At 67.0% G+C, this 14,124-nt stretch carries 14 protein-coding genes; 3 read left to right on the top strand and 11 right to left on the bottom strand.

Annotated elements, in window-relative coordinates:
* Window positions 1-7: 7 nt before the first annotated feature.
* From AAW51_RS12540 to guaB, 7 genes are all read right to left on the bottom strand, one after another.
* Window positions 8-991, bottom strand: coding sequence for an ABC transporter permease (locus AAW51_RS12540; protein ID WP_047194885.1), 984 nt, complete (start codon window positions 989-991; stop codon window positions 8-10).
* Window position 992: 1 nt separating this feature from the next.
* On the bottom strand, window positions 993-3,230 hold the full coding sequence (locus tag AAW51_RS12535) for an ABC transporter substrate-binding protein (RefSeq protein ID WP_047194884.1): 2,238 nt from the start codon (window positions 3,228-3,230) through the stop codon (window positions 993-995).
* Window positions 3,231-3,336: 106 nt separating this feature from the next.
* Window positions 3,337-4,308 (bottom strand): LD-carboxypeptidase, encoded by a 972-nt coding sequence (locus AAW51_RS12530; protein ID WP_083438249.1) that lies wholly within the window; start codon window positions 4,306-4,308, stop codon window positions 3,337-3,339.
* Complete coding sequence (gene tadA / locus AAW51_RS12525; RefSeq protein WP_047194883.1) at window positions 4,305-4,892, bottom strand: tRNA adenosine(34) deaminase TadA; 588 nt, start codon at window positions 4,890-4,892, stop codon at window positions 4,305-4,307. The genes AAW51_RS12530 and tadA overlap by 4 nt, the downstream gene beginning before the upstream one ends.
* Before the next feature lie 11 nt (window positions 4,893-4,903).
* Entirely contained in the window at window positions 4,904-5,155 is a 252-nt protein-coding gene (locus tag AAW51_RS12520; RefSeq protein ID WP_047194882.1) for a hypothetical protein, read from the bottom strand.
* A gap of 115 nt (window positions 5,156-5,270) precedes the next feature.
* Window positions 5,271-6,854: a glutamine-hydrolyzing GMP synthase gene (guaA, locus tag AAW51_RS12515; protein ID WP_047197731.1), complete on the bottom strand. Its 1,584-nt coding sequence runs from the start codon at window positions 6,852-6,854 to the stop codon at window positions 5,271-5,273.
* A gap of 69 nt (window positions 6,855-6,923) precedes the next feature.
* Window positions 6,924-8,396: an IMP dehydrogenase gene (gene guaB, locus AAW51_RS12510; RefSeq protein WP_047194881.1), complete on the bottom strand. Its 1,473-nt coding sequence runs from the start codon at window positions 8,394-8,396 to the stop codon at window positions 6,924-6,926.
* 166 nt (window positions 8,397-8,562) lie between these two features.
* Between guaB and AAW51_RS12505 the strand changes: the two genes are divergently transcribed.
* Window positions 8,563-9,078, top strand: coding sequence for a DUF4124 domain-containing protein (locus AAW51_RS12505; RefSeq protein WP_238947845.1), 516 nt, complete (start codon window positions 8,563-8,565; stop codon window positions 9,076-9,078).
* A gap of 43 nt (window positions 9,079-9,121) precedes the next feature.
* Here the strand turns inward: AAW51_RS12505 and AAW51_RS12500 are convergent, their stop codons facing one another.
* The 3 genes from AAW51_RS12500 to AAW51_RS12490 all read right to left on the bottom strand — a co-directional run bounded on the left by AAW51_RS12500 (window position 9,122) and on the right by AAW51_RS12490 (window position 11,822).
* The gene (locus tag AAW51_RS12500) at window positions 9,122-9,460 is read right to left on the bottom strand and encodes an RnfH family protein (protein WP_047194880.1); all 339 of its coding nucleotides are present in this window, start codon (window positions 9,458-9,460) and stop codon (window positions 9,122-9,124) included.
* Window positions 9,447-9,899 carry a type II toxin-antitoxin system RatA family toxin gene (locus AAW51_RS12495; RefSeq protein ID WP_047194879.1) on the bottom strand — a complete coding sequence of 151 codons (453 nt, stop codon included), beginning with the start codon at window positions 9,897-9,899 and terminating at the stop codon, window positions 9,447-9,449. Before AAW51_RS12495 ends, AAW51_RS12500 begins: the two co-directional genes overlap by 14 nt.
* A 153-nt stretch (window positions 9,900-10,052) precedes the next feature.
* Window positions 10,053-11,822, bottom strand: a complete 1,770-nt coding sequence (locus AAW51_RS12490) for an ATP-binding protein (protein WP_083438248.1) — start codon at window positions 11,820-11,822, stop codon at window positions 10,053-10,055.
* Window positions 11,823-12,070: 248 nt separating this feature from the next.
* On the opposite strand from AAW51_RS12490, the gene AAW51_RS29910 reads away from it, so the two are divergent.
* Together AAW51_RS29910 and smpB are read left to right on the top strand one after the other, a co-directional pair.
* The gene (locus AAW51_RS29910; RefSeq protein ID WP_157359824.1) at window positions 12,071-12,211 is read left to right on the top strand and encodes a hypothetical protein; all 141 of its coding nucleotides are present in this window, start codon (window positions 12,071-12,073) and stop codon (window positions 12,209-12,211) included.
* Between the two features lie 198 nt (window positions 12,212-12,409).
* Entirely contained in the window at window positions 12,410-12,880 is a 471-nt protein-coding gene (gene smpB / locus AAW51_RS12485) for an SsrA-binding protein SmpB (protein ID WP_047194878.1), read from the top strand.
* A gap of 25 nt (window positions 12,881-12,905) precedes the next feature.
* Here smpB and AAW51_RS12480 read toward each other — a convergent pair whose 3' ends face one another.
* Window positions 12,906-14,120 (bottom strand): cystathionine beta-lyase, encoded by a 1,215-nt coding sequence (locus AAW51_RS12480; RefSeq protein ID WP_047194877.1) that lies wholly within the window; start codon window positions 14,118-14,120, stop codon window positions 12,906-12,908.
* Window positions 14,121-14,124 lie beyond the last annotated feature (4 nt).

The raw sequence follows: 14,124 nt of genomic DNA, 5'->3' as shown, positions 1-14,124 counted from the left end.
TCGGGCTTCAGCCCAGCCGCACGCGGGGATCGACCCAGGTGTAGGCCACGTCGATCAGCACGTAGGTCGCGATGTAGAGCAAGGAGCCGAGGAACACCATCGTGCGCACGATCGCGAAGTCCTGCGAGCCGATGGCCTCGATGACGTAAGTGCCCAGCCCCGGGATGCCGAAGAAGCTCTCGAACACCAGGCTGCCGAGGAAGACGTAAGGCAGGTAGGAGCCGGCGCTCGTGATGATGGGAATCAAGGCGTTGCGCAGCACGTGCCGCATCAACACGACATGCTCGGCGAGGCCTTTGGCGCGCGCGGTGCGTACATAGTCCTTGCCGACCTCTTCGAGGAACATGGCCCGGTACAAACGGGCCTCGCCGCCCAGGCGCGACAGCAGCGACAGCAGCACCGGCAGGATCAAGAACTTCACCGCGTCCAGCCCGCCGTCGTAGCCGGATATGGGCACCAGCCGCATCACCTTCGAGAACAAAAACTGCCCGAAGATGATGTAGAACAGGCTGGAAATCGACAGCATCAGCACGCACAGCACCACACCCCAGAAGTCGATGCGGCTGTGCCGGAAGAACACGAGCAAGAGCGCAAACGCCGTGCTGACCACCACTTGCAGCAAGAACAGCGGCACCGCGAGCTGCAGGCTGACGCCCATGCGGGTGGCCACCTGGTGGCCGATGTTGCCGGCGCTTTCGGCGTCGGCGCGGCCGAAGTCGAGCGCGAACAACGACACCGAACGGTCCCAGAACACGGTGTCGGTCAGCTTGTCCAGCCCTTCGCTCTCGGCATTCCAGTACAGCGGCTTGTCATAGCCGCGCTGTGCCTTCCACTTGGTGATCTGCTCGGCGGTGACACGCTTGCCGCCGATGTTCAAGCGCGCCATGTCGTCGGGCGTGTTGACCGTGAAGAACAGGACGAAGGTCAGCAGGTTGACGCCCAGCAGGATCAAAAAGCCGTAGCCGATGCGGCGGATGAGGTAGTTGAGCATCTCACGCCTCCTTCAGCACTTCGCCCCGGGCGGTGCGCAGGTCGCGCTCGCGGAAGCTGGCCCGCGCGCGCCACACCAGCAGGACCACGCCGAGCGCCAGCAACACCAGGGGCCACCAGACCGGCCGGTTCCATTGCGCCTGCAGCGCGGCGCGTTGAGCCGGGTCGATGCGGTAGTAGCGGGCCTGGTCGCGCAGCATCAAGCCAGGTTTGGCGTTGTAGACCCATTGCTGGTAGGCGCCCGACGAGTATGGGAAAAAGCCGAACGCCCACGGCGCGTCCTGCTGCAGGATGGCGACCATCTCGTCGATCACCTTCTGCTTCTCGGGGCCGTCGTCCATCAGGCGCAGCTGCGCATAACGGCGGTCGTACTCGGGGTTGGCATAGTTGGCCGCGTTTTCGCCGTCGTGCTTGGCCTTCGCGTTGGGGCCATAAAGCAGGAACAAAAAGTTCTCGGCATCGGGGTAGTCGGCCAGCCAGCCCCACCAGAAGATCTGCTGGCCACCCTTGCGCATCTTGTCCTGGAACTGGTTGTAGTCGGTCGCGCGCACCTCCAGCTGCACGCCCAGCTTGCCGAACTGCTTGACCACCCAGTCGATCTCGGACTTCAGCTCCGGCGTCGGCACCCGCTGGTAGTCGTAGTACAGCACCAGCGGCCGCCCGGTCTTGGCATCGCGCCCGTTCGGATAGCCGGCCTCGGCCAGCAGCTGCTTCGCCTGCGCGAGCGCGCGCCGCACCGGCTGTCCGTTCACCAGCTCGTGGGTCACCGGGTTGATGCCGGCCGGCGTGCCGTGGCGCGAGCCGAACAAGCCCGCCGGCAGCGGCGACATCGCCGTTTCGCCACCCTTGCGGGGAAACACGCGCGCGTACTCCTCCCAGTCGAGCGCGATCGACAAGGCGTGGCGCAGTTTGCGGTTGCGCTGCGCTTGCTCGGGCGTGTCGCCCTTGCCCACCACCGGGTCGAGCCAGTTGAAGCCGATGTACCAGTTGGTCATGTCGACCGTGCGCGGCAGCTTGAAGCCCTTCTCGGTGTACTCGCGCTCGACCGCCGGCGAGTCCTGCTTCTCGAGCGCGAACTCGATGCCGTACTCGGGCCGCTCGATCTCGGGCACGTCGTAATGGCCCTGGCGGAACTTGGCCTTCAGCGGCACGCCCTCTTTCTCGAGCGAGAACACCAGGGTGTCGATGAAGGGCATGGGCTTGCCGCAGTCGGCGAGCAAGCCGGCCTCGCGGTCGCTGGGCTGGCCTTCGCAGGGATAGGGGTCGGCGTGGTAGTGCGGATTGCGCTTGAGCACGTGGCGTCGGTCTTGCACGTACTCGGCCATCATGTAGGGGCCGGTGCCGACCGGCCAGACATTGAGCGTCAAGCCTTGCGCGGCCATGCCGGGCTGCGCGTAGAAGCGGTCGGCCTCCCAGGGCACCGGGGCCATGAAGACCATTGCCAGCCAGTACTTCCACTGCGGGTACTTGCCCTTCAAGCGCACCCGAAAGGTGTAGGGGTCGGGCGCCTCGGCACCGGCCAGCGGGTACTTGCGGAAGTCGAGGAACGGCAGGTCGAGGCTGGCGGGGTCGAGCCCTTGGCGCAGCTTCGCATCCTCGGTGCGGATCAGTTCGCCGTACTCCTTCAGGCCGATCACATGTTCGGAAAAGATGCCGAACACGGGCGCCTGGATGCGCGTGGTCGCGTGCCGCTTCAGCGCATAGACGAAATCGTCGGCCACCAGCTCGCGCGTGCCCTGCTGCTCGAAGTCCCACGGCGAGCGCTTGTCGGCCACGTCTTCACGCTGCAGGGCATGGTAGAGGTAGCGGCCCTGCTCGTCCTTGGCGAAGGCGGGGTGCGGCGCATATTTGACGCCGCGCTTGAGGGGAATGTCGTAGATGCTCTCGGCCACCTGCTCGCCCGGCGCGTTGTCGGGCAAGGGCTGGCCGTTGCGGTCGAGGTAGCGCGGCGTGACGAGGGCCGCTGCGGTCTTGGGGATCAGCTCGTAGGGCCGCTTCAGGTAGTGGTACCCGTAGAGCGGCTCATAGATCTGGTAGGTGTAGGGCGTCTCGTTGTTGGAATAGGACGCGGTCGGGTCGAGGTAGCGCGGCGAACGTTCGGTGAAGGCCGAGAACAAGGTGTTGGTCTCGGCGCTGCCGATCGGCTGCGGGCTGTTGTTGCAGCCCGCCAGCACGGTCAGGGCCAGCACGGCGAAAACGATCCACCACAGCCATCGCGGGGTGAGGCGCCGGAGCCACATCGCGGCGCGCGGGTCGGACAGTCCGGGACAACAACAAGATGGCATCGGCATCCTCCTGAACGCGGGGCATGATAAAGCCCCGCCGCCGCCCGGCCATGCAACTTCCCTACCAGGCCATCAAGACGTCCCGCCCCTGCACGACGAGTTGCACCTTGGCGCCCACCGGCAGCGTCACCTTGGTCGGCACATGGCCGAACGGCAGCCCCGTCAGGATGGGCGTGCTTGTCACGCTGCGCAAATAGTCGACGACGGTCTTGAGCGTGTAGCCGCGGTCGAGCGGCGAAGGTTTGTAATCGGTAAAACGGCCGAGCACGATGGCTTTCTGGGCATCGAGCACACCGGCCTGGTGCAAGTGCAGCAGGTTGCGCTCCACCCGGTAGGGATGCTCGTTGACGTCCTCGACGAACAGGATGCCGCCCTTGATGCGCGGCATGTGCCGGGTGCCGAGCAGCGAGCAGACCATCCAGAGGTTGCCGCCCCACAAGGTGCCCTTCAGGTCGAGGCCGTCGAAACCGGCCTCGGTCTTGAACCCGACCGCCTCGAGTTCGCCGCGCATCGCTTCGACAAAGCAGGCTTCGGTGACCTCGTCGACGCTTTCGCCGCCGAAATCGTAGTTGGCCATCGGGCCGGCATAGGTGACAGCGCCTTTGCTGTGCGCCAACAAGGCGAGTTGCAGCGCCGTGAAATCACTGTGGCCGACCCAGCGGGTGCCGGCCTCGATGCTGCGCTGCAGCGCAGCATAGTCGACGCCGTCCAACAGCCGGGTGAAGCCGTAGCCGCCGCGCGAGGACATCGCGATCGAGACGCCGCTCGCGGCGACGCGGTGCAACGCCGCCAGGCGGGTGGCATCGTCGCCGGCAAAACGCTGCGACTTGGCCAGCGCGCTGTCGTCCAGTTGCGTGTCGAAGCCGTGGGCCCGCAGGCGCTTGACGGCGAGCCGCAGCGTGGCTGCCTTGGCGATGACACCGGCGGCCGAGAAAACGGTGAGCGACAAGGGGCCGTCGTGGTCGTGCTGGCAGCCGTGGCCACACTCGTGGTCGTCGTGAGCGTGGGTGTGGACGGGGGCTGGAACGGTCAAGAGTAGTTCTCCGGGTCGGTCAGTTCACTCGCATCGCCGGTGGGGATGGGCTCGTCGGGCGGCGCCGCGGCGTCATCGAAGACGGCCGGGGTGGCCGGCGCGCGCCGTGTCTTGTGCAGCGCACGACGCTCCGCGAAGAAGCGCCGCAGCATGTCGCCGCAGGCGTCGGCCAGCACGCCGCCGATGACCTGCGTATGGTGGTTGAGCTGGCGCTGCGCGAACAGGTCGACGACCGAGCCGGCGGCGCCGGTCTTGGGGTCGAGCGCGCCGAACACCACACGTTTGAAGCGGGCGTGCATCAACGCCATCGCGCACATCGCGCAGGGCTCCAGCGTCACGTACAGCTCGCACTCGGGCAAGCGGTAGTTGCCCAGCAGCTGTGCCGCATGCCGCAAGGCGACGATTTCGGCATGCGCGGTGGGGTCGTGTTCGGTGATGGGGCGGTTGTAGCCAGTGGCGATCACCGTGCCTTGGCGCATGATCACCGCCCCCACCGGCACTTCGCCGACCAGCCAGGCGTTTTGCGCCTGGTCGAGCGCGATGCGCATCGCGTATTCGTCGGCCGGCGCGATCTCCGGTTTCATTGGACTAGCCTTTACTTGCCGTCGACGGCCGCGTCGAGGGCGCCCATGCGCTGCTGCGTCGCCTGGTCGACAGCGTCACGCAACTGCTCGATCTGTTCCGGGGACGGCCCCTTCAGGGAGGCTGCGGCAGCCGCGGCGGCGGCCGGCGCCACCTCCAGCTGGGGCAACTCGGCCAGCGGGCCCGAGGCCAGCTGCCGCTTGGCCGCCACGGCGACCACGATCACGAGCGCGACGAGCATCACGAGACTGAACAAGGCACGCATGCGAAGCTTTCGATGACAAACAAGGACCGAGCAGATGTTGTAGCACGGCGCTACAGCAGCGCCGAGACCACCGGTCGCCGCCGCCCCGCCGGAAGTCGGCGGGACGACGCCGGCCTTACTCCCATTCAATGGTGGCAGGCGGCTTGGACGACACGTCGTAGGTGACGCGGTTGATGCCACGCACCTCGTTGATGATGCGGCCGGAGACGCGCTTGAGCAGGCTGTACGGCAGCTCGGCCCAGTCGGCCGTCATGAAGTCGCTGGTCTGGACAGCGCGCAGCGCGACGACATAGTCGTAGGTGCGGCCGTCGCCCATCACGCCAACGCTCTTGACCGGCAAAAACACCGCAAAGGCCTGGCTGGTCAGGTCGTACCAGCTCTTGCCGCTGGGCCCGTCGACGGTGGCGCGCAGCTCTTCGATGAAGATCGCATCGGCGCGGCGCAGCAGCTCGGCATACTCGCGCTTGACCTCGCCGAGGATGCGCACGCCGAGACCGGGGCCGGGGAACGGGTGGCGGTAGACCATCTCGTGCGGCAGGCCGAGCGCGACGCCCAGCTCGCGCACCTCGTCCTTGAACAGCTCGCGCAGCGGCTCGAGCAGCTTCAGGCCCAGCGTCTCGGGCAAGCCGCCGACGTTGTGGTGGCTCTTGATCGTGGTGGCCTTCTTGGTCTTGCCGCCGGCCGACTCGATGACGTCGGGGTAGATGGTGCCCTGCGCCAGCCACTTCGCGTTGGTCAGCTTCTTGGCCTCGGCCTGGAACACCTCGACGAACTCGCGGCCGATGATCTTGCGCTTGGCCTCGGGGTCGGTCACGCCCTGCAGATGGCCCATGAACTGCTCGCTCGCGTCGACATGCACGACCTTGACGCCGAGGTTGCGGGCGAACATCTCCATCACCATGTGGCCTTCGTTCAGGCGCAGCAGGCCATGGTCGACGAACACGCAGGTGAGCTGGTCGCCGATGGCGCGGTGGATCAGCGCAGCGGCGACGCTCGAATCGACACCGCCCGACAGGCCCAGGATGACCTCTTCGTCACCGACCTGCTGGCGGATGCGCTCGACCGCCTCGGCGATGTAGTCGCCCATCACCCAATCGGGCTTGGCGCCGCAGATCTGCAGCACGAAGCGGTTGAGCATGTCGCGGCCCTTGAGGGTGTGCGTGACCTCGGGGTGGAACTGCACCGCATAGAAGCGCCGGTCTTCGTCGGCCATGCCGGCGATCTCGCACGACGGCGTTGAGGCCATGCGCTTGAAGCCGGGCGGCAGGCCGGTGACCTTGTCGCCGTGGCTCATCCAGACCTTGAGCATGCCGTGGCCCTCGGCGGTCGAGAAGTCCTCGATGGCTTCGAGCAGCTTGGTGTGGCCGTGGGCCCGCACCTCGGCATAGCCGAACTCGCGGTGGTCGCTCCACTCGACCTTGCCGCCCAGCTGGTTGGCCATGGTCTGCATGCCGTAGCAGATGCCGAACACCGGCACGCCCAGCTCGAACACCGCTTGCGGGGCGCGCAGGTCGTGCGCCTCGTAGGTGCTGCCGTGGCTGCCCGACAGGATGATGCCCTTGGGTGCGAACTGGCGCACGAAGTCGTCGGAGACGTCGTTGGGATGGATCTCGCAATAGACATGCGCTTCGCGCACGCGCCGTGCGATCAGCTGCGTGACCTGGGAGCCGAAGTCGAGGATGAGGATCTTGTCGTGCACGGTCGGGGCCTGTTCAAGAAAAGGAAAAGGCAGCACCCGGTGCTGCCTGCAGCTCGCGCAAGCGCGCGCTCATTCGACGCGATAGTTGGGCGCTTCCTTGGTGATCTGCACGTCGTGGACGTGGCTCTCGCGGATGCCGGCCGCGGTGATTTCGACGAACTCGGCCCGGTTGCGCATCTCTTCGATGCCGGCACAGCCGCAATAGCCCATCGAGGCGCGCAGGCCGCCGGCCATCTGGTACAGGATGGCGACCACCGAGCCCTTGTAGGGCACGCGGCCCTCGATGCCCTCGGGCACGAACTTGTCGGCGTTGGGGTTGACGGCTTCGTCGTTCTCTTGGAAGTAGCGGTCGGCCGAACCGGCCTTCATCGCGCCGATCGAGCCCATGCCCCGGTAGCTCTTGTAGCTGCGTCCCTGGTAGAGGATGACCTCGCCGGGCGCCTCTTCGGTGCCGGCGAACATGCCGCCCATCATCACGGTGCTGGCACCGGCCGCGATGGCCTTGGCGATGTCGCCCGAATAGCGGATGCCGCCGTCGGCGATCAGGGGCACGCCGGAGCCTTTGAGCGCGGTGGCGACATTGTCGATCGCAGTGATCTGCGGCACGCCGACACCGGCGACGATGCGGGTGGTGCAGATGGAGCCGGGGCCGATGCCGACCTTGACGGCGTCGGCACCATGCTCGACCAGCGCCAGCGCGGCGGCACCGGTGGCGATGTTGCCGCCGATGACGTCGACGTCGGGGAAGTTCTGCTTGACCCAGCGCACCCGGTCGAGCACGCCCTTGCTGTGGCCGTGCGCGGTGTCGACCACGATCGCGTCGACACCGGCCTTGACCAGCAGTTCGACGCGCTCTTCGGTGCCCTCGCCCACACCGACCGCGGCGCCGACGCGCAGCTTGCCGTGCGAGTCGCGGGCGGCGTTCGGGAAGGTGGTCTGCTTGGTGATGTCCTTGACGGTCATCAGGCCGCGCAACTCGAAGGCTTCGTTGACCACCAGCACGCGCTCGAGCTTGTGCTTGTGCATCAGGGCCTTGCCCTCGGCGAGCGAGGCGGTTTCGCTGACGGTGACGAGCCGCTCACGCGGCGTCATGATGTCGCGCACCGGCACGTCGAGGCGGGTCTCGAAACGCAGGTCACGGCCGGTGACGATGCCCACCACGGTCTTGCCCTCGAGCACCGGGAAGCCCGACACGCCATGCTGGCGCGACAGCTCCATGACCTGGCGCACGCTGAGCGTGGGCGGGATGGTGATCGGGTCGCGCAGCACGCCCGACTCGTAACGCTTGACCTTGGCCACCTCGGCCGCCTGCAGCTTGGCGCTCAGGTTCTTGTGGACGATGCCGATGCCGCCTTCCTGGGCGATCGCGATCGCAAGGCGCGCCTCGGTCACCGTGTCCATCGCGGCGGACACGAGTGGCAGGTTCAGCGTGATATTGCGGGAAAGGCGGGTCGCAAGAGACGTGTCGCGGGGCAACACTTGGGAGAAAGCCGGCACCAACAGAACGTCGTCGAAGGTGAGCGCTTTACCGAGCAGGCGCATGAGAAAGCTCCAGACGCAAAAGCGAATTATACGGATGTGGGGGCATCGCGTGCAGCCGGGCCCCGCGCTGCCTTGGCGGCGCCAAGCGTGGCATTGGTCACACAGGACGTGCCCGGCAGCCCGGCGGGCCTTGGTCGGCCCTGCCCCGGCCGCTACACTGCCCCGCATGAAAAACGTCTCGCTTCGCGTGCTGACCGCCGTCGTCGGCATGACGCTCGGCCTCGCCGCCAGCCTGCCCGCGGCGGCTCAATGGAAGTGGCGCGACGCCAGCGGCAAGGTTCAGTACAGCGACCGCCCGCCACCGGCTTCAGTGACCGACAAAGACGTGCTGCAGCGACCGGCCGGCGCACGCAAGGCGACGCCGCCCGTACCAGCGACCGAAGCCTCCGCGCCCGCGGCCCCGGTGGCCAAGCCGGCCGCGCCGGGCGTCGACAAGGAACTGGAAGAGCGGCGCAAGAAGGAAGCGCAGGAGCAAGAAGCCAAGGCCAAGGCCGAGGAAGAGCGCCTCGCCAAGGCACGTGCCGAGAACTGCACGCGTGCCAAGAACTACCAGCAGACGCTGGACAGCGGCATCCGCATCGCCCGCACCAATGAAAAGGGCGAGCGCGAAATCCTCGACGACGCGGCCCGCGCCAAGGAAGTCGAACGCGCGAAGCAGGTCATTGCGAGCGACTGCAAGTAGTCGTCGGTAGACCCGCGCTCCGGCGGCGTGGAGGCAGCTTCTTTCAGCTGCCCTGCGTCCTCGTCCCGGCCTTGCGCTCGCGGTGGCCGCGATAGCGCAAGCGCCGCGCCTCTTTCGGATCGACTTTCAGGGGCCGGTAGACCTCGACACGGTCGCGGTCGCGCAGGGGGTCGCTCAAGCCCTTCAGACGCCCCCACACACCCACCCGTGGTTGCGCGAGGTCGATCTCCGGGTGCCGCGCCAGGACACCGCTGGCGCGCAGCGCGTGCAACACGGTGGCGCCTGGCGCGAGCGTGAGGTTGACGCTGTCGATCTCACCGGGCGCGGGGCTGTAGACCACCTCGACGCGGCACCGGTCGCCCGAACCCTCATCGGGGGCCATAGACTTGCTCGGCGCGACGCACGAAGGAGTCGACCAGGGTGTTGGCGATGCGGTCGAACACCGGGCTGACGAGCGCTTGCAGCGCGCCGCTGGAGAAGGCGTAGCGCAGGTCGAGCTCGACCTTGCATGCGGGCGGCCCCGAAGCGCCGCCGCTCAGGCCGTTGAAACGCCAATTGCCCTCCAGCAGCGAGAATGGGCCGTCGACCAGCGTCACCACCACACTGCGCCCGGGATCGTGCGTGTTGCGGGTGGTGAACGCGTGGCGCATGCCGGCATAGGCGAGCGTGAGCCGGGCCGTCATCTCGTGGTCGGCCTCCGCCAGCACTTCCGCCTTCTCGCACCAGGGCAGGAACTTGGGATAGTCGCTGACCCGGGTGACCAGCTCGTACATTTCCTGCGCGGAGTACCAGAGCAGGACGGACTTCTTGACGTGCTTCATAGAATGCACGGATTGTAGTGAGGGCCTGTCCGCACAGGAACGTATCGCGAAATCGCCTGCGCAGTGTCGTGAGGCAGGCCAACTGCACGAAGCCCGTACGAGCCCTCGGGGCTGCCACTGCAGCCCGGGCCAGCCGGGTTCAGCCCAGCGGCGCTACAGCTTCGACCGTCGCAATGTGTTCCCGCCCTCGCCGAGCAGCCAACGCCGCACGGTCCGCCCGAGTTTGTCCACCGTACAGGGTTTTGTCAGAAAGTCATCCATGCCGGCGGCACGTGCCTCCTCGGCGTTGCTTGCAAGCGCATTGGCGGTGAGCGCAATGATCGGTACACGGCCCCGCCCGCGCTCCCGCTCGATGGTGCGCCAGCGTTGGCACACCTCGTAGCCCGACAGGCCCGGCAACATGCAGTCCATCAGCACCAGGTCGTACCCGTCGGCCTCGAGGCGACGCAGGGCCTCCTCTCCGTCGGTCGCAACGTCGCAAGCGCAACCCAGCCCGGCCAGCTGCGCCTCGAGCACAAGTCCATTCACCGGGTTGTCTTCGACGACCAAGATGCGCGGTGCCCCGACTTCGGGCAGAGGCTGTAACGGGTCGGCTGGCACGAGCGGAGCGGCACCGCTGTGCGCAAAGCGCAGTTCCGGGGGCTCCTGCCGCGGGCCAGGCACCGGCACAGCCTGGGCAAGGGGCGTCGGCAACTCGAACCAGAAACTCGTGCCTTCGCCCGGGGTGCTGCAGAAATCGATGCTGCCGCCCATCAGTTGCACGAGACGTTGAGAAATGGCGAGCCCCAAGCCTGTGCCGCCATGACGCCGGGCAATCGAGCTGTCCAGTTGGCGGAAGGGCTGGAACAGGCGCTCCCGGGCTTCAGGTGGAATCCCCGGACCTGGATCGTCGACCTGGAAGCGCAGCGTGGGCGGCTCGCTGACTCCCTCGCCGCTGCCGAAGCGGGCCGTCAGGCGCAGATGGACGGTGCCGGTGGACGCGAACTTGACGGCATTGCTGACCAAGTTGCTCAACACTTGCCGCACACGGTCGGGGTCGCCGATCACACCGTGCGGCACCCCGGGGTCGATGTCGATTGTGAGCTCCAGGCCTTTGCTGCCGGCATAGCTCAGAAACAGGTCGCGGACTTCCTCCAGCAAGTGCCGGGGGTCGAACGCTTCCGCGCCCACATGCAGCTCGTTGGCCTCGATCTTGGACAGATCGAGGATGTCGTTGAGGATGCCGAGCAGCGACCGGCTCGAACGCAGCAGCGTTTCGGCGAGGGCGCGCTCGCGTTCGCCCAGCGGCGCCCGCACGAGCAAGTCGGCAGTGCCCAGGATGCCGTTCATCGGCGTGCGGATCTCATGGCTCATCGTTGCCAGAAAGTCAGACTTGGCGCGGCTCGCCGCTTCGGCGGCCACGCGCAGCCGCTCGGCCTCTGCCAGCATCTGCTCGCGGCGGGTGGCCTCGTCCTCTAGCGCGGCCATCGCTTCCTTCAGGTGATGCACCGACGGGAGACCCAAGGCTTGTGGCACCAACCGGATGAGCGCGAACGCAGTGAGCACGGACGCGGCCGCGGTGACCACTTTCACGCTGCCGGACAACCAGTAGTTCGGCCGCCACACCGTCCACACCTCCATGAAATGAGTGGTACCGCAGCTCACGATGAACAACGCGAACAGCAGGAACATCCAGTTGAAGGGCAGGTCTCCTCGTCGGCGCACCAGGTGCATCAGGGTCAGCGGGATCGTCACGTAGGCCAGCCCGATCACCGCGTCGCTGATCACATGCATGCTGAGCAGCGTGGGGCTCCAAGTGAAGCAGTAACCGTGCGGCAGTAACCGATCGGCGACGCTTTTGTCCTGCCAGAAGCTGAGAACCAGTCCCGTGCTGACGGCCATCAGCCCGACGACATGCCAAGGCTTTGGGATGAACGGTTTCATGGAGAGGATCCTCGGAGGTTGCGGAGCGGACCAGGGACGCGGTGCGACCCGCCAGGCGCCAAGGTGCGTGAGCACTGCTGTACGGGGACACACATCCCCAAGGGTCGGAAGATGGGTAGCGGAACGGTGGAGAGAGGCAAGGTGGCCCTCACCGCGGCACCGGCAGAATGAGTGGCAGCGCACCTGTTCCCCGCGTGTGCCGTGTCAGGGGCCGGCCCACGTGATAGGGCAGCCGACGCAATTCGGTGGTGGCGCTCGACGTCGAGGACGGGTCGTACAGCGAACGTGGCATCTATCGCGACGTGACCTCGGGTTTCCCCAAAAGGGCGGTCGCCCAGCTCTCTGCAGACGCAGCAGCAGCCAGCGTGCCCGAGCTCGTCGCCGGCTGAACCCGGCAGGGTTGCTGTGGAAGCGCCAAGCGCTCGTCCGGTGGGAGTACCGCCGCGGCCAGGTCCTCGTCAGCGCGCAGCTTGCCTGCATCACGGGGCTGGCTGCTCAAGCGATTTCGAGATGGGTTCTAATAGCCCGCGTGCGGGCTATGAGTGTCAACCAGCCGGCCCTAGACCCAACCCCCCAACTTCTGACCCATGTCCATTGCTGAAAACAGGAAAGCCCGGTTCGACTACCTGATCGAGGAGCGCTTCGAGACCGGTGTCGTGCTCGAAGGCTGGGAGGTCAAGGCGATCCGCTCGGGCCAGGTGCAACTGACCGACGGCTATGTGGTGGTGCGCGACGGCGAGCTGTACCTGATCGGCTGCCGCATCAACGCGTTGCGCTCGGCGTCGACCCATGTGAAGCCCGAGGCCGACCGGACCAAGAAGCTGCTGATGCACAAGGATCAGATCCGCCGCCTGATCGGCAAGGTCGAGCAAAAGGGCTACACGCTGGTGCCGCTCGACCTGCATTACAAGGCCGGCCTGGTCAAGGCCGAGATTGCGCTGGCCAAGGGCAAGCAGCAGCACGACAAGCGCGAAACCGAGAAGAAGCGCGACTGGGAGCGCGAAAAGGGCCGTTTGATGCGGCACAAGGTGTCGTCGGGCCCGAAGAGCGAGGGCTGAGGACGCGCCCTGCTCCTCCTCCTTCTCAGCCGTGTAGCGCGTCGAGCGCGGCGCGCAGGTCTTCGATCAAGTCATCCGGCCGTTCCAGGCCGATCGAGAACCGCACCAGGGTGCCGCGCCACGGCCACCGGGTGGCGCTGCGCATGGCCGGGACGTCGTAGGGCACGGCCAGGCTGACCGGGCCGCCCCACGAATAGCCGATGCGGAACAATTTGAGCGCGTCGACGAAGGCGTCGACGCGGGCCGGCGCAAAACGCTCGTCGAAGACGACCGAGAACAGCCCTGCAGCACCGTGGCACAGGCGCGCCCAATGCGTGTGGCCGGGGGACTCGGGGAAAGCCGGGTGCAGCAGCTGCGTCACCTCGGGCCGCTGGCGCAGGAAGTCGGCCACCTGCCGAGCCGCCGCGTCGTGCGCCTGGTAGCGCAGCGCGAGCGTCGGCAGGCCGCGCAGCACCAGTTCGACGTCGTTGGCGCCGACGCCCAAACCCAGGCGCATGTGCGCAAACTTCAGCTTCAGATGCAAGGCTTCGTCGACGGTGGTGACGGCGCCCATCAGCACGTCACCGCCCCCCGAGGGGTATTTGGTGAGTGCGTGAACCGAGATGTCGACACCCGACGGCGCGGGGCCGGCGGCGCCCAAGGCGAACGGATTGAACGCGAGGCCGGCGCCCCAGGTGTTGTCCAACGCCACGGTCACGCCCCGCTCGCGGCAGGCGCGCACCAAGCCGACCAGGTCGGGGAACTCCATCGTCACCGAGCCGGGCGCTTCGAGCCAGGCCAGGCGGGTGTGAGGACCGATCAGCGCCGCGAAGGCGCCGGCGTCCATCGGGTCGTAGAACCGGTGACGCACACCCCAAGCTTCGAGCTCGTGGCGGGCCAGCTCCTTGTTGGGGCCGTAGGCGTTGTCCGGTATCAGCACTTCGTCGCCCTGGCGCAGCAAGGCGGCGTTGACCAGCGCGATGGCGGCCAGGCCGCTCGGCGCCAGCAAGGTCTGGCGGCCCCCCTCGAGCGTCGCGATGCGCTCCTCCAGCGTGAACGTGGTGGGGGTACCGTGCAGCCCGTAGGTGTAGCCGGTCTTCTCCCGCCAGTTGCGCGCGCGCAGCGCAGCCACGTTGGGGAACACGACCGTGGAAGCCTTGTAGACTCCCGGCGCCAGCCCCTCGAAGCCTGCGGGCGGCTGGTAGGCATGGTGGATCAGCGCGGTGCTGGACACCGGCGGTTCTGCCGCTTTTTCCGTCATCGCC

Origin of the sequence: Caldimonas brevitalea (assembly GCF_001017435.1) — a bacterium.
Taxonomy (GTDB): domain Bacteria; phylum Pseudomonadota; class Gammaproteobacteria; order Burkholderiales; family Burkholderiaceae_C; genus Caldimonas; species Caldimonas brevitalea.
Note: the sequence above shows the minus strand (reverse complement) of the source record. Positions and strands in the feature narration are given on the sequence as shown.